Raw genomic sequence first — 18,517 nt, forward strand, 5'->3', positions numbered from 1 at the left:
CTGCGCAAGCAGGGGGCCGTTTTTTGTTGATCGGACATGTTCGCCATTGGTGCCTGCGGCGGTGACGTCACGCCGGGATCAGGGCATCCCCAGCGTCATGTAGTGCCGCAGGATGGGCAGCATGACTGCCGCGGTGCTCACCAGCGTCGCACCCGGGCTGAACATGCAGCGATACAGCAGCGGTGCCTGCGTGCTGCCGCGTCGTTGCGCATCGCGTTCCAGCATGGGGCGCATGACGCGGGGCAGCACCCGGATGGATTGATAGTTGAGCACCGCCATGCCTGCGCAGAGCATCAGCAGCGACGCCCACGCGCCCGCATCCAGATGTTTCAACAGCAGCGTGCTGCCCACCACCAGCACCGATGTCAGCGTGGTGGCGTGCAGGAAACGACGGATCGCGGCGGCCTCGGCGGCGGTCTGCGCAAAGCGCAGCAGATACCAGCACGACCAGTACGTGCCGACTCCAGCAACCAGCACGACGCCAGCGGCGAACAGCGTTGGCATGCCGAGCCAGAGGCTCAGCGCACCCGCGGCGCCGCCCCCGCCCAATGCCGAGCCGGTCAGCCCGCTCACGCCTAACTTGCCCGCGCCACCCATGCCCGTCAGCACGATGGCCGCGCTCGCCGTCCCGGGCGCGGCCAGCAGGGTTGCCGAGGTCACCGCAGTGGCAAAGGCCACGCTGGGTGCGCTGCCACGCGCGAACTCGCCGAACCGGCGCAACAGCTCGCCGCGCACGCTGGCCCGCGCCCGCGACAGGCGCTTGCGCACGGCCGCGTCGCTGAGGCCGAGCAGTGCGGCGACCTGCCGTGAACTCTGGCCTTCGCGGTAGTACAGCAGCAGCGTCTCGCGGCTTTCCTCGGGCAATGCCGAAATGATGTCGAGCGCGGCGATTTCTTCTTCCACCTGCAGCAGATGGTCGGCGGGCGAGGGGGCCGGGTCGGCGGCCATGGCGATCGCAAGCTCGGCCGCCTTGCCGCTGAGTGCACGATGCCGGTTGGCGCGCAGCCAGTCGCGCGCCAGGTTGCGGGTGATCTGCCGCAGCCAGGGCAGGAAGCTGGCCGGCTGATGCAATTGTGCAAGTCGCTGCCAGGCGCGCAGGAAGGCTTCCTGTGCGATGTCTTCGCTGGCGGCGATATCGCGGGTGATCGCCAGCGCGATGGCGGTCACCGTGTTCTGGCAGGCGCGCACGATGCGGCCATACGCCTGCTGGCAGCCGGCGGCAGCGACCGGCAATTCGTGTTGCAGCATCAGCTCCAGCGTGTCGGTGTGCATCGGCGTGATCCATGTCCTGGTCCCAGCATGACGCATGCGAGCGCCGGATGTGACCGGGGGATGGTGGTGGCGCGCCGACCGCAGCGACGGGTGGCCGCGTTGCACCCTGGCTGATCGCGCTCAGCGCGCCGGCTGGATCCGCACGCGCACTTCTTGGTCCTCTGCGGCTGGCGGCGCCGTGGTGCCGGCAGGCGCCTGCCGCGCTGCCGGCTGTGCCGCCGGCCCGACTGCATCGGGCGCATTGCGATGGCGCAGCACCACGAACATGGCGACCGCGCCGATCACCAGCAGCAGTACCAGCCGGATGCGCCAGGCCCAGCTGCGCGCGTTGGTGCTGGAGCCGTTTTCGCCGTCGCGGAAGGTGTATTCCACATTCGGCAGATCGCGGCGGGTGGTGTCGAGCAGGCGTGCGTCGCGCAGCAGGTCGCGTGCGCGCGGCTGGTCGTCGGCGTGCACGATCCACACCGTGGGGTAGGCCTGCGCGTTGCCCTGTTCGAGGTAGCTGAACTGGCCGCTGCGTTTGCTCTCGTAGGAGCGGCCGTTGCTCATGCGCACGTCGATGCCGGCGTTGCGCAGGAGATCGGCCACGCCTTCGGCGGTTTCGATACGTTGACTGCTGAAGATCTTGCGCATGCTTAAGGGGTGCCGGCGATTGCCGAACAGGGCGCATGGCGAGGGCGCGTGTCCGAGCTGAAGAAGAGGAAAGCCAGGGGCATCGATCCGCGCCGCAAGGTGGACGCGGCAACCGGCATGCCGATGCACGGCCAACGCAGTGGAGACATCAACATGGCACGTCGTTTGCCGGTACGGCGATCGTACTGCCGTCGGGCACCACGCGGATCAGGCCTTCCTGCGTGGTGCTGGCGACCAGCACGCCATCGCGGGTGAAGAACTGCCCGCGCGCCAGGCCACGCGAACCCTGCGCGGTCGGGCTGTCGAGCGAATACAGCAGCCAGTCGTCGGTGCGGAACGGGCGGTGGAACCACAGCGCGTGATCGAGCGAGGCCATCTGCACGTTCGGCGTGTAGTAGCTGATGCCGTGCGGAAACGTGGAGGTGCCCAGCAGCTGAAAATCCGAGGCATATGCCAGCAAGGCCTGGTGCAGGCCCACGTCGTCGCCGACCGGGTCGCTCAGGCGCAGCCACATCTGCTGGAACGGCGGGCGCTTGGGCGGCCTGAGTTCGTCGCGCGGGAAGACATGGCGAAACTCGAACGGGCCGCCACGCGACAGCCAGCGCTGCACCTTGGCAGGCAGCTTCTCCAGCACCTCCGCTGCCAATGGCGGAGTGGGTTCGATGTCTTCGGGCGGCGGCACCACCGGCATCACCGACTGATGCTCGGCGCCGTCCTCGCGCTGCTGGAACGAGGCCGCGCAGAAGAAGATCACCTTGCCGTGCTGGATCGCGGTGACCCGGCGCACCGAAAAACTGCCGCCATCGCGGGTACGGTCGACGTCGTAGACGATCGGGTGGTCGATGTTGCCGGCGCGCAGGAAATAAGCATGCAGGGAGTGCGCCTGGCGGCCGTTGTCCACGGTGGCCTGCGCGGCCGCCAGCGCCTGGCCCAGCACCTGCCCGCCGAACACGTACTTGGTACCGATATCGCGGCTCTGGCCGCGGAACAGGTTGTCTTCCAGGCGCTCCAGCGACAGCAGGCTGATCAGTTCGGAGACGACGGGTTCAGCAGTGGCGGACAAGGGGCTGGCCTGGGCGTGCGACGGACCGCGATTATAGCGGGCCACCCGTGCGCGCCGTGCCGGTAGTGGCTTCAGGCCTTCTGCAGCCGCGCGACCAGGCCGTGCAAGGCAGCCTGTGCATCGGGCGCGTACCAGCCGTCGACAAAGCGCTCCAGCTGGATCAGCTCCGGTGCCAGCGCCGCGCGCAGATCGGCGCGCGCAATCGCGCGCGTGGTCAGCATCGGCTGGCGTGGCAGCTGCTGCAGCTCCTGCAGCCAGGCCACCGCGCGGGCGGTGACCAGGTCGCCATCGACCAGTTCGTCGACCAGGCCGATCGTGACCGCCTGTTCGGCAGGCAGCAACTGGCCGGAGATCAGCAGGCGCTCGGCGCGGTACGCACCGACCACGCGGCGCAACAGGCGCTGGATGCCTTCCGGTGCGGCCAGGCCCACCTGCACCTCATTCAAGCCGATCGCATAGGGCCTGGCGGTATCGGCGCTGCGCGCCATCACCCGGTAGTCGCAGCACAGCGCCAGCACGCAGCCGCCGGCCGGCGCATGCCCGCCGATGGCCGCCACCACCGGCACGCGGCTGTTGGCCAGCGCCTGTGCGGCCTCGAAGAAGGCCGTCCAGCTGGCCAGCAACGCGGCACGGTCGGTGCCGTGCGCCAGCAGGTGCGGCACGTCCATGCCACCGGAAAAGATCCGCTCGCTGCCCGACAGCACGATGCCGTCGGTCTCCTCGCCGGCCTGCTGCACCGCAACGCTCAGCGCCTGGCACAACGCGCTGTCCAGTGCATTGACCGGCGGGCGCGCCAGACGGATTTCGCGAAGACGGCCATGGTCTAAGATCTGGATGCTCATTCGGGGCTCCTGGAGGTTGGGTCATGATAGACGGCAGTCGAAGCAGGCGGCGCATGCAGGGACGCCTGCTGCTGGGTGCGTTGGTGGTACTGGCAAGTGCAGGCGCTGGCGCGCAGTGCCTGCCCGAGTTCAAGGACGGCTGGATCCGCATTCCGCCGCCTGGTGGCATGGGCATGGCAGCGGGATTCGGGCAGTTCCACAACGGCTGTGCGCAGCCGTCGAAGGTCACCGCGGCCAGGAGCAGTGCGTTTGCCGATGTGTCCATCCACGAGACCACGCAGACCAACGGTGTCAGCCGCATGCGCGCGGTGCCGGAGCTGGCGTTGCCGGCCGGCAGGTCGGTGCCGCTTGCGCCGGGCGGTCTGCATCTGATGCTGATGGAAGCGCGTGCGCCGCTGCAGGACGGCGCGCAGGTGCCGGTGACCTTCACCCTGCAGGATGGCCGCCAGATCAAGACCACGCTGCAGGCGCGCAAGCGCGCGCCGGGGGCGTAACCGCGCGCAGGGCGTGGCTGAGCGAGGCTGTAGCCTCGCAGGCTGCAGTCCTTGCAGAGCCCACTGCGCGATGTAGCCGATTAAACGCGATGCGTGATGGCGAGCAGGCTGTCACTTCATTGTGTCGGTCCGTTCCCGATCACGCGGCCTGTCGGTGATATCGCGCAGCGGCATGACAGGATCGCTGCAAACAAAAACGGCGGCTCCCGGGAGAGCCGCCGTCGTCTTATGGCGCTGGAGATCCAGCGCACAACTGGCAAATCTCAGCTGCTGGCAGCGCGTACCGCGTCCGGCAGCGATGCGCTCTTGCCGGTCTGCGTATCGATCCACACCACCACCACGTTGCCGTCCGAATACAGCACGCCCTCGTCCTTCTGGTCGAGGATGCGGTGGCCGATGGTGATGCTGCTGCTGCCCAGGCGTTCGACGAACAGTTCCACCAGGATGTCGTTCGGCCATACCAGCGGGCGCTTGTAGTTGACGTTGGTGGCGGCGACCACCGGCGCGATACGGTCGGTCATCGCCACGCCTTGCACGCCCAGCATCCAGCGCACGCGCGCTTCTTCCAGATACGAAATGTACTTGGCGTTGTTGACATGGCCCATGCTGTCCATGTCGCGCCAGCGCACGCTGATCGGGATGCGTGCCAACACCTTGTGCTCTTCGCTCATCAGCTTGCCTTCTTCTTCGCGGTTTTCTTGGTGGCGGACTTGGCGACTTTCGCCACCTTCTCCGGTTTGACCTTGCGTGGCGGACGCGCGTCGGGCTTGTTGGCCATCGCCGCCGGCCGGGTCTCGCGCGCCTTCACCGACGGCAACATCTTGGCCAGGAACTGTCCGGTGTAGGACGCCTTGTGCGCAGCCACATCTTCCGGCGTGCCGGAGACCAGGATGCTGCCGCCACGATGGCCGCCTTCCGGGCCCAGGTCCACGATCCAGTCGGCGGTCTTGATCACGTCCAGGTTGTGTTCGATCACCACCACCGTGTTGCCCTCGTCGCGCAGCTTGTGCAGCACGCCGAGCAGCGCTTCGATGTCGTGGAAGTGCAGGCCGGTGGTCGGCTCGTCGAGGATGTACAGGGTGCGTCCGGTATCGCGACGCGACAGCTCCTTGGACAACTTGACGCGTTGCGCCTCACCGCCGGACAGCGTGGTCGCGCTCTGGCCCAGCTTGATGTAGCTCAGGCCCACATCCACCAGCGTTTCCAGCTTGCGCGCGATCGACGGCACCGGCTCGAACAGCCGCAGCGCGTCCTCGACGGTCATCTGCAGCACGTCGCTGATGTTGAAACCCTTGTAGCGGATCTCCAGCGTCTCGCGGTTGTAGCGCTTGCCGTGGCAGACATCGCAGGGCACGTAGACGTCGGGCAGGAAGTGCATCTCCACCTTGATCAGGCCATCGCCCTGGCAGGCCTCGCAGCGTCCGCCGCGCACGTTGAAGCTGAAACGGCCCGGCGAATACCCGCGCGCGCGCGCTTCCGGCACCTGCGCGAACAACTCGCGCAACGGCGTGAACATGCCGGTATAGGTGGCCGGATTGGAGCGCGGGGTGCGCCCGATCGGCGACTGGTCGATATCCACGACCTTGTCGAACAGATCCAGGTTCTCGACCTCGCGATGCGCGGCCACCGGATGCGAGGCACCGTTGATCTCGTTGGCGGCCAGCGAAAACAGGGTGTCGTTGATCAGCGTGGACTTGCCCGAGCCGGACACGCCGGTGATGCAGGTCAGCAGGCCGGCCGGAATGTCCAGATCGACATTCTTCAGGTTGTTGCCGGTGGCCCCACGCAGATGCAGCATCATCTTCGGGTTGGGCTTGTGGCGCTGCTTGGGGATCTCGATGCGGCGCTTGCCGGACAGGTACTGGCCGGTCAGCGAGCCGGGCGCATCAAGGATGTCCTGCAGCGTGCCCTGCGCGCAGATTTCGCCGCCGTGCACGCCGGCGCCGGGGCCGATATCCAGCACGTAGTCGGCCAGGCGGATCGCATCTTCGTCATGCTCGACGACGATGACGGTGTTGCCCAGGTCGCGCAGCCGCGTCAGCGTGCCGAGCAGGCGTTCGTTGTCGCGCTGATGCAGGCCGATCGACGGCTCGTCCAGCACGTACATCACCCCGACCAGGCCGGCACCGATCTGGCTGGCCAGGCGAATGCGCTGCGCCTCGCCGCCGGACAGGGTGTCGGCCTTGCGCTCCAGCGTCAGGTAATCCAGGCCGACATCGACCAGGAAGCCCAGCCGCTCGCCGATTTCCTTGACGATCTTGCTGGCGATTTCGCCGCGCCAGCCAGGCAGCGACAAGCCACGGAAAAAGCTCAGTGCCTCGTTGACCGGCAGCACCACCAGTTCGGGCAGCGGGCGGTCGGCGACGAACACGTTGCGCGCGGCACGATTCAGTCGCGTGCCGTTGCAGGCCGGGCAGGGCTGCTGGCTGACGTACTTGCTCAGCTCCTCGCGCACGGCCGGCGATTCGGTTTCGCGGTAACGGCGTTCCAGGTTCGGCAGGATGCCTTCGAACCGGTGCTTGCGCGTGGTGCGACCGCCCGCATCGGTGAAGTAGGTGAAGCTGATCACCTCATCGCCGCTGCCGAACAGCACCGCCTGGCGCACCTTGGCCGGCAGCGAATTCCACACCGCATCCACGTCGAACTTGTAGTGCTTGGCCAGCGAGGCGATCAGCTGGAAGTAATAGGCGTTGCGCCGATCCCAGCCACGCACCGCGCCGGCCGACAGCGACAGCTCCGGATGCACCACGACGCGATCCGGGTCGAAGAACTCGGCCACGCCCAGGCCGTCGCAGCTCGGGCAGGCGCCCACCGGTGCATTGAACGAAAACAGCCGCGGCTCCAGCTCCGGCAGCGAGTAATCGCAGACCGGGCAGCTGTACTTGGAGGAGAACAGGTGCGGCGCGGCGGCCGGGTCGTCCAGCGACTGCACCGCGACCATGCCTTCGCCGAGCTTGAGCGCGGTCTCGAAGCTTTCCGCCAGCCGTTGCTTGATGTCCTCGCGCGGCCGGAAGCGGTCGATCACCGCCTCGATGGTGTGCTTCTGGCGCAGCGCCAATGGCGGCACCGCGTCGATCTCGTACAACTCGCCATCCACGCGCACGCGCACGAACCCTTGCGCGCGCAATTGCTCGAAGACCTGCGCATGTTCGCCCTTGCGCTCGCGGATCACCGGCGCCAGCAGCATGTAACGCTGCTCCTGGTCCTGCGTGAGCATGTGGTCGACCATCTGGCTGACGGTCTGCGCCTCCAGCGGGAAACCATGATCGGGGCAACGCGGCTGGCCGACACGCGCGTACAGCAGGCGCAGGTAGTCGTAGATCTCGGTGATGGTGCCGACCGTGGAACGGGGGTTGTGCGAGGTCGATTTCTGTTCGATCGAGATCGCCGGGGACAGGCCTTCGATGTGGTCCAGGTCCGGCTTTTCCATCACGCTGAGGAACTGGCGCGCATACGCCGACAGCGACTCGACGTAGCGGCGCTGACCCTCCGCATAGATGGTGTCGAACGCCAGCGACGACTTGCCCGAGCCGGACAGGCCGGTGATCACGATCAGTTTGTCGCGAGGCAGGTCGAGGTCGATGTTCTTGAGGTTGTGCGTCCGCGCGCCGCGGATGCGGATGAAATCCATCGCCATGGGGGATCCGATGTCGGGCCGGCGAACCGGCAGTGGTGCGAGCGTGCTCAGCAGGAATGAGTGGCAGTCGATCAGCCTACTCGCCGACCTAGGTGAGGGCAATTGCCCCAAATGCCAGTCTGACCGGGCCGCTGTGGCGGCCGGATGATGCGTTGCACGGGTGGATCGGGCATGGCTGCGGTCCGGCGCCCGGCAGGTTGACCTCAAACCCCGTCAGCCCGTACAATCCCGCTCCTGTCTGCCCTAGGGCACGTCAGTGCGACCATAATAACTACAGAGGAAAACCTGGTCATGTACGCAGTTCTGGTAACCGGCGGTAAGCAATACCGCGTCGCGCAGGGCGAAACGCTCCGCGTGGAAAAGCTCGAAGTCGAAGCTGGCAACGAGATCAAGTTCGACACCGTCCTGATGCTGGGCGATAGCGATGGCATCAAGCTGGGCGATGCGCTGAAGGGCGCCTCGGTCACCGCCAAGGTCGTGGCCCATGGCCGCGCCGACAAGGTGCGCATCATCAAGTTCCGTCGCCGCAAGCACCACATGAAGCGTCAGGGACACCGTCAGTACTACACCGAAATCGAGATCACCGGCATTGCCGGTGGCGATAAGAAGTAAGGAGAACCAGTCATGGCACATAAAAAAGGCGTAGGTTCCTCGCGCAACGGTCGCGATTCCAACCCGAAGTACCTGGGTGTGAAGATCTTCGGTGGCCAGGCCATCGATGCCGGCAACATCATCGTGCGTCAGCGCGGCACCCAGTTCCATCCGGGCGCTGGCGTCGGCCTCGGCCGTGACCACACGCTGTTCGCGCTGGTCGACGGCAAGGTGGAGTTCTCCACCAAGGGCCCGAAGAAGCGTCGTACCGTCAGTGTGGTTGCCGAGGCGTAATCGCCCGCTCCATGCAGGCCAGTCCGCCAGGCATCGCTGCCCGGTGGACGAGACGGAAAGCCCCGCTTTTGCGGGGTTTTTCGTTTGACGGCCGGGAGTGGGGAATAGGGAATCGGGAATCGGAAAAGCCGGCTCCAGGTTTCTTCTCGCTCTTTGCTGTCTTGCTGGTGAGTGCGCTCGCCGGCAGGGGGTAGGCTGGTTTCTTTGGCCGATTCCCTATTCCCCATTCCCAATTCCCGGTTGCAAGCTCATGAAGTTAGTCGACGAAGCAGAAATCCTGGTCAGTGCCGGCAATGGCGGCAATGGCTGTGTCGGCTTTCGCCGCGAGAAGTTCATCCCGCTCGGCGGGCCCGACGGCGGTGATGGCGGCAACGGCGGCAGCGTGTGGATCGTGGCCGACGAGAACGTCAATACGCTGGTCGACTTCCGGCATGAGCGCACCTTCAAGGCACAGCGCGGCGAGAACGGCATGGGCCGCCAGGCCTACGGCAAGGGTGGCGAAGACCGCATCATCGTGGTGCCGGTCGGCACCGTGGTGATGAACGTGCAGACCGACGAAGTCATCGGCGACCTGACCCAGCATGGCGATCGCCTGCTGGTGGCCAAGGGCGGCAAGGGCGGCCTGGGCAACATGCATTTCAAAAGCTCGGTCAACCGTGCGCCGCGCCAGTCCACCACCGGTGAAGAGGGCGAGGAGCGCTTGCTCAAGCTGGAGCTGAAGCTGCTGGCCGACGTCGGCCTGCTGGGCTTTCCCAACGCGGGCAAGAGCACGCTGATCCGCGCGGTGTCCTCGGCGACCCCGAAGGTGGCCGACTATCCGTTCACCACCCTGTATCCGAATCTGGGCGTGGTCAGTGTCGAGGCGTATCGCAGCTTCGTCATCGCCGACGTGCCGGGCCTGATCGAGGGCGCGGCCGACGGTGCCGGGCTGGGCACGCAGTTCCTGCGCCATCTGCAGCGCACCCGCCTGCTGCTGCATCTGGTGGACATCTCGCCGATGGATGGTGGTGTGGAGGCGTCGCCGGTGGACCAGGTGCGCACCATCGAGCGCGAACTGGAGCGTCACGATCCCGAATTGCTGAAGAAGCCGCGCTGGCTGGTGCTCAACAAGGCCGACCTGATGTTCGAGGACGAGGCGCGCGCTGCGGCCGAGACGATTGTGGCCGAACTGGGCTGGACCGCGCCGTGGTATCTGGTCTCGGCGCTGGGTCGCGATGGCACCTTCCCGATCATGAAGGACGTCATGGCGTTCTTCGACCGTCAGCGCGAGGACGAGCTCGAGGCACGCAATGCCGGCTGAGCGCATGCGCAGGTACACAAAAAACCCGGCCAAGGCCGGGTTTTTCTATGCCACCGCAAGCCAGGCCTGCGGTGATGCCGACACGGCGCGCTTACGCGGCCTTGATGGCCTTGATGCGAGCGGTCAGACGGCTCTTGTGACGCGCAGCCTTGTTCTTGTGAATCAGGCCACGGGCGCTGAAACGGTCGAGGATGGGCTGAGCGACGGCGAAAGCAGCTTCGGCGCCTGCAGCATCGTTGGCGTCAAGGGCCTTGATCACCTTCTTGACGGCGGTGCGCAGCATCGAACGCTGGCCCGTGTTGCGCTCATTGCGCACAACGGTCTGCTTGGCGCGCTTCTTGGCGGACTTGATATTGGCCACGGTGGTGGGTTCCTGAAAAATCGGTGTAGTGGAAAAAGCAAGCGGGAAAGTATGATGGGCTTAGTTATGTACGTCAAGTCAGTTGTCAAGAGGGAGGCTGCGTGAGCAAGCCCGGCATGTTGAGAGGCCTGCTCTCATTCAGCAGTATGACCATGGTGTCGCGGGTATTGGGCCTGATCCGCGACCAGGCGATCTCCACCACCTTTGGCGCCAATGCGGTGACCGACGCGTTCTGGGTGGCATTCCGGATCCCCAATTTCCTGCGTCGCCTGTTCGCCGAGGGCTCGTTCGCCACCGCCTTCGTGCCGGTGTTCACCGAAGTCAAGGAAACCCGCCCGCATGCGGACCTGCGCGAGCTGATGTCGCGGGTGTCCGGCACGCTGGGTGGCATGTTGCTTGTGATCACCGCACTGGGGCTGATCTTCACCCCGCAGCTGGCGTCGGTGTTTTCCGATGGCGCGGACACCGATCCGGACAAGTACGGCCTGCTGGTGGATCTGCTGCGGCTGACGTTTCCGTTTCTGCTGTTCGTGTCGTTGACCGCGCTGGCGGGCGGGGCGCTCAACAGCTTTCAGCGGTTTGCGATTCCGGCACTGACGCCGGTGATCCTCAACCTGTGCATGATCGCCGGTGCCCTGTGGCTGGCGCCGCGGCTGGAGGTGCCGATCCTGGCGTTGGGCTGGGCGGTGCTGGTGGCCGGTGCGCTGCAGTTGCTGTTTCAGCTGCCGGCCTTGAGGGGCATCGATCTGCTGACGCTGCCGCGCTGGGGCTGGACGCATCCGGACGTGCGCAGGGTGCTGACCTTGATGATCCCGACCCTGTTCGGTTCGTCGATTGCGCAGATCAACCTGATGCTGGACACGGTCATCGCCGCGCGCCTGGCCGATGGCTCGCAGTCGTGGCTGTCGCTGGCCGACCGCTTCCTGGAGTTGCCGCTGGGCGTGTTCGGGGTGGCACTGGGCACGGTGATCCTGCCGGCGCTGGCGCGCCATCACGTCAAGACCGACCGCAGCGCGTTCTCCGGTGCGCTGGACTGGGGGTTCCGCACCACGCTGTTGATCGCAGTGCCGGCAATGCTCGGCTTGCTGCTGCTGGCCGAGCCGCTGGTGGCGACCTTGTTCCAGTACCGTCAGTTCACTGCCTTCGACACGCGGATGACCGCGATGTCGGTCTATGGCCTGAGCTTCGGCCTGCCGGCTTACGCCATGCTCAAGGTGCTGCTGCCGGCCTTCTACGCCCGCCAGGACACCCGTACCCCGGTGCGGGCCGGCGTGGCGGCGTTGATCGCCAACATGGTGTTCAACTTCGCCTTGCTGGCGGTGGTCTACCAGGTCATGGTGCCGCCCGAGCTCAAGGCGCAGGGCGTGATGCAGGCGCTGGGCAAGCAGCCGGGTCTGCATCTGGCGCTGGGCATTGCCAGCGCGCTGTCGAGTTACCTCAACCTGGGCTTGTTGTGGTACTGGCTGGGCAAGTCCGGCGTCTACCAGCGCCGGCCGGGTTGGACCGGCTATGCGCTGCGCCTGCTGCTGGCGTGCGCGGCGATGGTGGCGGTGCTGTTGAGCCTGCTGTGGTGGCTGCCATCGTTCACCGTGATGGACAAGTGGGATCGCATCGGATGGCTGACAGTGCTGGTCGGTAGCGGCGGGGCGACTTATCTGGTGGCGCAGGTGGCGCTCGGTTTGCGGCCGCGGCATCTGCGCGAAGGCTAGTCGCCTGCCAAGTCGGCCTCGGGTGCAGAGCCATCGGTCAGACGGTGGGGGTTGATGCCGGGCCAGGCGGGCGCGCAATCGCCTGCCCGCTTCCGGGACGCAGCTGGCGCGGCACCGGCCGGGCGGCGCCCATGCGGGTTGACAGGCACGGCTATACTTGCGGGTTATGCATCAACGAGGGTCGGCCGGCAGGCCGGCATCTGTTTGGATCGAGGAATGAGCAGGCTGTTTAGAGACGTCGAGGGCGGGATGCTGTTCCCGCACGGAAGCGTGGTCTGCATCGGCGCCTTTGATGGCCTGCACCTGGGGCATCGGGCATTGGTGCAGCACGCAGTCGCGCGCGCGCGCGCGCTGGGCGTGCCGGCGGTGGCGGTGAGCTTCGAGCCGCTGCCGCGCGAATTTTTCGCCCCGGCCGCGCCGCCACCCCGGCTGACCCTGGCCCGCGCCAAGATCGAAGGGCTGCACGGCTTCGGTGCCGACAGCGTGGGCATGATCCGTTTCGACGGCCGCCTGTCGGCGATGAGCGCCGAGGATTTCGTACGGCTGGCCCTGGTCGGCCGGCTATGCGCCAAGGAGGTCTGGATCGGCCCGGAGTTCCGTTTCGGCCATCGGCGTGGTGGCGATATCGGCCTGCTGCGCGCGCTCGGTGCGCACTACGGTTTTGAGGCGGGCGAAATCGCGCCGGTGCATCTGCACGGTGAGCGCATCTCGGCCACGCGCATCCGCGAGTTGCTGGGTGCAGGCGAGTTCGCGCACGCCGGGCAATTGCTTGGCCGGCCGTATGCCATTGGCGGGCGGGTGGTGCGCGGCAAGCAGCTTGGACGCACGTTGGGCTATCCGACCGCCAATTTGCGGTTTCCGCGCACGCCGGCGCTGTCGGGTATTTACGCAACCTGGGTGCATGGTGTGGCCGAGCGGCCGTGGCCGTCGGTCTCCAGCTTCGGCACGCGGCCGACGGTGGCCGGCGTGGAGCCGCTGCTGGAGGCGCACCTGTTCGACTTCCAGGGCGATCTGTATGGCCGGCATATCGCCGTCGAATTCGTCGCCAAGCTGCGCGACGAAGAGAAGTTCGACGGCCTGGACGCGCTGACGGTGCAGATGCACCGCGATGCCGAGCAGGCGCGTGCGGTGCTGGACAGGCATGCAGTTTCTGCGACACACGCGAATTCCTCGCAACAGCCCGCCTATGATGCGAGTCCCTCGCAGGAGCCCGCACATCCGTGTGCGGACAATGGACACGCGAGTTCCTCGCAAACGTCTGTACATGTAAGTGCAGACACTTCAGACAACGCAGCGCAACGGTAGAGACCTGTGACCCAAGACTACAAAGCCACTCTCCATCTGCCCGCGACGGAATTCCCGATGCGCGGCGACCTGCCCAAGCGCGAGCCGGCGATGCTGGAGCGCTGGGAGCGCGAGGGGCTGTACGCGCAGCTGCGCGCCAATGCGGCCGGGCGCCCGCTGTTCGTGCTGCACGACGGCCCGCCGTATGCCAATGGCCAGATCCATCTGGGCCACGCGGTCAACAAGATCCTCAAGGACATCATCGTCAAGTCGAAGTACCTGGCTGGCTTCGATGCGCCCTACATCCCGGGTTGGGACTGCCACGGCCTGCCGATCGAGATCGCGATCGAGAAAAAGTACGGCAAGGTCGGCGTGAAGCTGGATGCGGCGCAATTCCGCCAGAAGTGCCGTGAATACGCCACCGAGCAGATCGACCTGCAGCGGCGCGACTTCAAGCGCCTGGGCGTGATCGGCGACTGGGACAACCCGTACAAGACGCTGGATTTCCGCTTCGAGGCCAACGAGATCCGTGCGCTGGCCAAGGTGGTCGACAACGGCCATCTGACCCGCGGTGTCAAGCCGGTGCATTGGTGCTTCGACTGTGGCTCGGCGCTGGCCGAGGCCGAGATCGAATACGCCGACAAGGTGTCGCCGACGGTGGATATCGCCTATCCGGCGCGCGATCCGGCGGCCGTGGCTGCTGCATTCGGCGCGAGCCTGCCGGCGGGCGTGGGCGTGGCGGTGCCGATCTGGACCACCACCCCGTGGACGCTGCCGGCGTCGCTGGCGGTGAGCCTGGGCGCGGACCTGGACTACGTGCTGGTCGAAGGCCCCGCCGATCGCGGCCAGCCGCGCTGGCTGGTAGTGGCCGAAGCCCTGGCCGGCAAGGCGCTGGCGCGCTACGGCGTGGACACGGTGGTGGTGCACGGGCATGCCAAGGGTGCGGCGCTGGAGCAGATGCTGCTGAACCACCCGTTCTATGCCGAGCGCGAAATCCCGCTGTTGCTGGGCGACCACGTGTCGGCCGAGGACGGTACCGGCGCGGTGCACACCGCACCGGGACATGGCCAGGAGGACTACCAGGTTTCCAAGCAGTACGGCCTGCTCGAGCGCTATGGCGCTGCGCAGATCAACCCGGTGGACGGGCGGGGCGTGTACCTGCCGTCGACGCCGCCGCTGGGCGAGACCGTGCTGGCCGGGCTGCACATCTGGAAGGCCAACGACATCCTCATCGAGGCGCTGCGCGACACCGGCGTGCTGCTGGCGGCCAGCAAGATGGAGCACAGCTATCCGCATTGCTGGCGCCACAAGACGCCGATCGCATTCCGCGCCACGCCGCAGTGGTTCATCTCGATGGAGCAGGCCAACCTGCGCGCCGATGCGCTGGCGGCCATCGACAACGTGCATTGGTATCCGTCCTGGGGCCAGGCACGCATCGCCGGCATGGTCGACGGGCGTCCGGACTGGACGATTTCGCGCCAGCGCACCTGGGGCGTGCCGATCGCCTTGTTCGTGCATCGCGAAACCGGCGAGCCGCATCCGCGCAGCACCGAGTTGCTGCGCCAGGTCGCCGACCGCGTGGAGCTGGGCGGCGTGGACGTGTGGTACACGCTGGACGCGGCCGAACTGCTGGGCGATGAGGCCGCCGATTACGACAAGATCACCGACATCCTGGATGTGTGGTTCGACTCCGGCGTGACCCATGAAGCGGTGCTGGTGGACCGCGGCCTGCCCAAGCCGGCCGACCTGTACCTGGAAGGCTCCGATCAGCACCGTGGCTGGTTCCAGTCCTCGCTGCTGACCGGCGTGGCGATGGACAAGGCGGCGCCGTACAAGCAGTGCCTGACCCACGGCTTCACCGTGGACGAGCACGGCCGCAAGATGTCCAAGTCGCTGGGTAACGGCATCGAGCCGCAGGACATCATGAAGACCCTGGGTGCGGACATCCTGCGCCTGTGGATCGCCTCGGCCGATTACAGCAACGAGATGTCGCTGTCGCAGGAGATCCTCAAGCGCAATGCCGACGCGTACCGTCGCCTGCGCAATACCGCGCGCTTTTTGCTCGGCAACCTGCATGGCTTCGATCCGTTGCAGCATCTGGTGGCGCTGGACGACATGGTGCTGCTGGACCGCTGGATCGTGCATCGCGCGCACGAGCTGCAGGAGAAGATCGTCTCCGCGTATGCGCGCTACGACTTTGCCGAGATCGTGCAGGCGCTGCTGAATTTCTGCAGCGTGGATCTGGGCTCGCTGTATCTGGACGTGACCAAGGACCGTCTGTACACGATGGCCGAGGATGCACGCGGCCGCCGTTCGGCGCAGAGCGCGATGTATCACGTGGCCGAGGCGTTCGTGCGCTGGATCGCACCGGTGCTGAGCTTCACCGCCGAAGAGCTGTGGGGCTACCTGCCGGGCAAGCACACCGATAACGTGCTGTTCGCCACTTGGTATGACGGCCTGGCGCCGTTGCCGGCCGATGCTGCGCTGACCGGTGCGGATGTCGACAAGCTGCTGGCCTTGCGCGAGCAGGTAGCCAAGGTGCTGGAGCCGATGCGTGCCAATGGCGCGATCGGTGCGGCGCTGGAAGCGGAGATCACCGTGGCCGCCGATGCACAGACTGCCGCGCGTTGGCAGCCGTTGGCCGAGGAGCTGCGCTTCCTGTTCATCAGTGGCGATGTCACCGTCACCGCGGCCAGCACCGACGACATCTTCGTCAGCGCGCAGCCGACCAGCAAGGCCAAGTGCGTGCGCTGCTGGCACCACCAGGCCAGCGTGGGCAGCGATCCGCGTCACCCGGAACTGTGCAGCCGCTGCGTCAGCAATATCGAAGGCCCCGGCGAGGATCGTCGCTGGTTCTGATGGGGTGCGCATGATTGCGTGTGGCGGGCCGATCCTGCCACGCGTGATCGAGACCCGGATGGGCCGGGCGTGCGCCTGCGCGCGACCTCATCGGCAGCCACCGCTGCCGTCGATGGCCCCGGCGCCGCAGTCCCTCGCTTGCTGAAGCGTGGCGCACGCGGCAATGCGGGGCAGGGCGGCTGGCTCGGGCGTCCATGCCATCCTTGCCCGCCTCTCTTCCAGCTTTTGTTCCGCTAACCGCCATCCCCAACGCCATCCAGGCATCTTCTCCGGCGTCGGAGAAGTCACCACCAACTGCGATCTTTCGACATGAGTCAACGCCCCAAACCCTCCGCCCTGATCTGGTTGCTGCTGTCGGCACTGGTGGTCGGGCTGGACCAGTGGAGCAAGGCCTGGGTGCTGTCCAGCCTGCCCGAGTACACCCCGGTGCCGGTGATCGACGGCTTCTGGAACTGGTACCGCACCTACAACACCGGCGCGGCCTTCAGCTTCCTGAGCGATGCCGGCGGCTGGCAGCTGTGGTTCTTCACTGCGTTGGCGGTGGGCATCAGCGGGCTGCTGGCGTTCTGGCTGTCGCGTACCGCGCGCGGCGAATGGCGCAGCGCGTTGCCGTATGCACTGGTGATCGGCGGGGCGATCGGCAACGTGATCGACCGCCTGATGCACGGCCACGTGGTCGATTTCATCCAGTGGTATATCGGCAGCCACACCTGGCCTGCGTTCAACATCGCCGACTCGGCGATCGTGGGCGGCGCCATCGGCATCGCGGTATTCGGCCTGTTCGACAGGTCCGGCAAGCGGGAGGCGGGGATCCGGAAGTAGGAATCGTCGCTGAAGTCGCGGCGTACCGGCATCGCCAGGTTCCATCCTCCATTCCCCATTCCCGTAGAATGCCCGCCATGGATGTCCTGCTCGCCAATCCCCGTGGTTTCTGTGCCGGTGTCGACCGTGCGATCGAGATCGTCAAGCGCGCGATCGAAACGCTGGGCGCGCCGATCTACGTGCGCCATGAAGTGGTGCACAACCGCTTCGTGGTCGACGACCTCAAGCAGCGCGGCGCGGTCTTCGTCGAAGAGCTGGACGAGGTGCCGGACAACGCCACGGTGATCTTCAGCGCACACGGCGTCTCGCAGGCGGTGCGGCAGGAAGCCGAGCGCCGCGGGTTGAAGGTGTTCGACGCAACCTGCCCGCTGGTGACCAAGGTGCATTTCGAGGTGGCGCGGCATTGCCGGGCCGGTCGCGACGTGGTGCTGATCGGCCACGCCGGACACCCGGAGGTGGAAGGCACGATGGGGCAGTGGAGCCGCGAACGCGGCGCGGGCACGATCTATCTGGTCGAGGACATCGAGCAGGTCTCCACGCTGCAGATCCGCCAGCCGGAGAACATTGCCTACACCACCCAGACCACGCTGTCGGTGGACGACACCATGGGCATCATCGAGGCCCTGCGTGCGCGCTACCCGGCCATGCAGGGGCCGCGCCACGACGATATCTGCTACGCCACCCAGAACCGCCAGGACGCGGTGCGCGATCTCGCGCGCCAATGCGACCTGGTGCTGGTGGTCGGTTCGCCCAACAGCTCCAATTCCAATCGTCTCAGCGAGCTGGCCCGGCGCGACGGGGTGGAGTCCTACCTGATCGACAACGCCAGCGAGATCGACCCGGCCTGGATCGTCGGCAAGCAGCACATCGGCCTGACCGCCGGCGCCTCCGCGCCGCAGGTGCTGGTCGATGGCGTGCTGGCGCGGTTGCGCGAGCTGGGCGCCAGCAGTGTGTCCGAGCTGGAAGGCGAGCCGGAATCGATGGTGTTCGCGCTCCCCAAGGAATTGCGGTTGCGCCTGGTCAGCTGACAGCGGGCGCTCCGGGCTGCTTGCGGCGGCGGGTCCTTGCGGCAAGCCTGGGTGCTTCGCAGCTGCAGGTGGTCGTCCTCCGCCGGCGATGGTCCACAGGTCCGGGGCCGGGATGCGTAGTGCGCCGCCTGGCGGCGATTGACCGGGCACCGGCTCCGCTCCTACAATGCACGGCTCGCCGGAATAGCTCAGTTGGTAGAGCGGCGCATTCGTAATGCGTAGGTCGTAGGTTCGATTCCTATTTCCGGCACCATTGCTTCAACACTGGGTCGACCATTGGTCGGCCCAGCTGCGTTTGGGCCGAAGTATGCGCATCTTGCCGCTGGCC

General features: G+C 66.5%; 16 protein-coding genes and 1 tRNA gene. 10 read left to right on the forward strand and 7 right to left on the reverse strand.

The genetic code is table 11. The annotated features are described in order from the left end of the window. Positions 1–78: 78 nt before the first annotated feature. The 4 genes from CPBF1521_RS06370 to CPBF1521_RS06385 all read right to left on the reverse strand — a co-directional run bounded on the left by CPBF1521_RS06370 (position 79) and on the right by CPBF1521_RS06385 (position 3,810). Complete coding sequence (locus CPBF1521_RS06370; protein WP_115676367.1) at positions 79–1,272, reverse strand: RNA polymerase sigma factor; 1,194 nt, start codon at positions 1,270–1,272, stop codon at positions 79–81. Positions 1,273–1,392: 120 nt separating this feature from the next. Continuing rightward, positions 1,393–1,905 (reverse strand): putative signal transducing protein, encoded by a 513-nt coding sequence (locus tag CPBF1521_RS06375; RefSeq protein ID WP_104582434.1) that lies wholly within the window; start codon positions 1,903–1,905, stop codon positions 1,393–1,395. Positions 1,906–2,053: 148 nt separating this feature from the next. Continuing rightward, positions 2,054–2,968, reverse strand: coding sequence for an acyl-CoA thioesterase II (tesB, locus tag CPBF1521_RS06380; RefSeq protein WP_104582435.1), 915 nt, complete (start codon positions 2,966–2,968; stop codon positions 2,054–2,056). A 71-nt stretch (positions 2,969–3,039) separates the two neighbouring features. Then, a complete protein-coding gene (locus tag CPBF1521_RS06385) occupies positions 3,040–3,810 on the reverse strand; it encodes an enoyl-CoA hydratase/isomerase family protein (RefSeq protein WP_115676368.1) in 771 nt (256 codons plus the stop codon). A 65-nt stretch (positions 3,811–3,875) separates the two neighbouring features. On the opposite strand from CPBF1521_RS06385, the gene CPBF1521_RS06390 reads away from it, so the two are divergent. Further along, the gene (locus CPBF1521_RS06390) at positions 3,876–4,304 is read left to right on the forward strand and encodes a copper chaperone PCu(A)C (RefSeq protein WP_115676556.1); all 429 of its coding nucleotides are present in this window, start codon (positions 3,876–3,878) and stop codon (positions 4,302–4,304) included. A 263-nt stretch (positions 4,305–4,567) separates the two neighbouring features. Here the strand turns inward: CPBF1521_RS06390 and CPBF1521_RS06395 are convergent, their stop codons facing one another. Further along, positions 4,568–4,975 carry an acyl-CoA thioesterase gene (locus CPBF1521_RS06395; RefSeq protein WP_104650274.1) on the reverse strand — a complete coding sequence of 136 codons (408 nt, stop codon included), beginning with the start codon at positions 4,973–4,975 and terminating at the stop codon, positions 4,568–4,570. Next, complete coding sequence (gene uvrA / locus CPBF1521_RS06400) at positions 4,975–7,941, reverse strand: excinuclease ABC subunit UvrA (protein ID WP_104650273.1); 2,967 nt, start codon at positions 7,939–7,941, stop codon at positions 4,975–4,977. The genes CPBF1521_RS06395 and uvrA overlap by 1 nt, the downstream gene beginning before the upstream one ends. Positions 7,942–8,232: 291 nt before the next feature. Between uvrA and rplU the strand changes: the two genes are divergently transcribed. The 3 genes from rplU (at position 8,233) to obgE (ending at position 10,126) form a co-directional block, all read left to right on the forward strand. Beyond that, positions 8,233–8,553, forward strand: coding sequence for a 50S ribosomal protein L21 (rplU, locus tag CPBF1521_RS06405; protein ID WP_016901712.1), 321 nt, complete (start codon positions 8,233–8,235; stop codon positions 8,551–8,553). A 12-nt stretch (positions 8,554–8,565) separates the two neighbouring features. Then, positions 8,566–8,826, forward strand: coding sequence for a 50S ribosomal protein L27 (gene rpmA / locus CPBF1521_RS06410; protein ID WP_003484326.1), 261 nt, complete (start codon positions 8,566–8,568; stop codon positions 8,824–8,826). A gap of 250 nt (positions 8,827–9,076) precedes the next feature. Beyond that, positions 9,077–10,126 (forward strand): GTPase ObgE, encoded by a 1,050-nt coding sequence (obgE, locus tag CPBF1521_RS06415; RefSeq protein WP_104582439.1) that lies wholly within the window; start codon positions 9,077–9,079, stop codon positions 10,124–10,126. A 91-nt stretch (positions 10,127–10,217) separates the two neighbouring features. On the opposite strand, the gene rpsT is transcribed toward obgE, so the two are convergent. Then, positions 10,218–10,487, reverse strand: coding sequence for a 30S ribosomal protein S20 (rpsT, locus tag CPBF1521_RS06420; protein WP_002807888.1), 270 nt, complete (start codon positions 10,485–10,487; stop codon positions 10,218–10,220). 116 nt (positions 10,488–10,603) lie between these two features. On the opposite strand from rpsT, the gene murJ reads away from it, so the two are divergent. The 6 genes from murJ (at position 10,604) to CPBF1521_RS06450 (ending at position 18,442) form a co-directional block, all read left to right on the forward strand. Further along, complete coding sequence (gene murJ / locus CPBF1521_RS06425) at positions 10,604–12,196, forward strand: murein biosynthesis integral membrane protein MurJ (RefSeq protein WP_115676369.1); 1,593 nt, start codon at positions 10,604–10,606, stop codon at positions 12,194–12,196. A gap of 216 nt (positions 12,197–12,412) precedes the next feature. Next, positions 12,413–13,501 carry a bifunctional riboflavin kinase/FAD synthetase gene (locus CPBF1521_RS06430; protein WP_115676370.1) on the forward strand — a complete coding sequence of 363 codons (1,089 nt, stop codon included), beginning with the start codon at positions 12,413–12,415 and terminating at the stop codon, positions 13,499–13,501. A gap of 6 nt (positions 13,502–13,507) precedes the next feature. Further along, positions 13,508–16,339, forward strand: coding sequence for an isoleucine--tRNA ligase (ileS, locus tag CPBF1521_RS06435; RefSeq protein ID WP_115676371.1), 2,832 nt, complete (start codon positions 13,508–13,510; stop codon positions 16,337–16,339). Positions 16,340–16,648: 309 nt separating this feature from the next. Further along, positions 16,649–17,161 carry a signal peptidase II gene (gene lspA, locus CPBF1521_RS06440; RefSeq protein WP_104582443.1) on the forward strand — a complete coding sequence of 171 codons (513 nt, stop codon included), beginning with the start codon at positions 16,649–16,651 and terminating at the stop codon, positions 17,159–17,161. A 77-nt stretch (positions 17,162–17,238) separates the two neighbouring features. Further along, positions 17,239–18,189: a 4-hydroxy-3-methylbut-2-enyl diphosphate reductase gene (gene ispH, locus CPBF1521_RS06445; RefSeq protein ID WP_115676372.1), complete on the forward strand. Its 951-nt coding sequence runs from the start codon at positions 17,239–17,241 to the stop codon at positions 18,187–18,189. A gap of 177 nt (positions 18,190–18,366) precedes the next feature. After that, positions 18,367–18,442, forward strand: a tRNA-Thr gene (locus tag CPBF1521_RS06450). Positions 18,443–18,517 lie beyond the last annotated feature (75 nt).

Origin of the sequence: Xanthomonas euroxanthea (assembly GCF_900476395.1) — a bacterium.
In the GTDB taxonomy this organism is placed as follows: Bacteria; Pseudomonadota; Gammaproteobacteria; order Xanthomonadales; family Xanthomonadaceae; genus Xanthomonas; species Xanthomonas euroxanthea.

Bases quoted from the DNA above. Each gene is read 5' to 3' on its own strand.
- CPBF1521_RS06370 (WP_115676367.1), bottom strand. From the start codon at position 1,272: ATGCACACCGACACGCTGGAGCTGATGCTGCAACACGAATTGCCGGTC.
- uvrA (WP_104650273.1), bottom strand. From the start codon at position 7,941: ATGGCGATGGATTTCATCCGCATCCGCGGCGCGCGGACGCACAACCTC.
- rplU (WP_016901712.1), top strand. From the start codon at position 8,233: ATGTACGCAGTTCTGGTAACCGGCGGTAAGCAATACCGCGTCGCGCAG.
- obgE (WP_104582439.1), top strand. From the start codon at position 9,077: ATGAAGTTAGTCGACGAAGCAGAAATCCTGGTCAGTGCCGGCAATGGC.
- lspA (WP_104582443.1), top strand. From the start codon at position 16,649: ATGAGTCAACGCCCCAAACCCTCCGCCCTGATCTGGTTGCTGCTGTCG.
- CPBF1521_RS06385 (WP_115676368.1), bottom strand. From the start codon at position 3,810: ATGAGCATCCAGATCTTAGACCATGGCCGTCTTCGCGAAATCCGTCTG.
- CPBF1521_RS06395 (WP_104650274.1), bottom strand. From the start codon at position 4,975: ATGAGCGAAGAGCACAAGGTGTTGGCACGCATCCCGATCAGCGTGCGC.
- murJ (WP_115676369.1), top strand. From the start codon at position 10,604: ATGTTGAGAGGCCTGCTCTCATTCAGCAGTATGACCATGGTGTCGCGG.
- CPBF1521_RS06430 (WP_115676370.1), top strand. From the start codon at position 12,413: ATGAGCAGGCTGTTTAGAGACGTCGAGGGCGGGATGCTGTTCCCGCAC.
- rpmA (WP_003484326.1), top strand. From the start codon at position 8,566: ATGGCACATAAAAAAGGCGTAGGTTCCTCGCGCAACGGTCGCGATTCC.
- ispH (WP_115676372.1), top strand. From the start codon at position 17,239: ATGGATGTCCTGCTCGCCAATCCCCGTGGTTTCTGTGCCGGTGTCGAC.
- CPBF1521_RS06375 (WP_104582434.1), bottom strand. From the start codon at position 1,905: ATGCGCAAGATCTTCAGCAGTCAACGTATCGAAACCGCCGAAGGCGTG.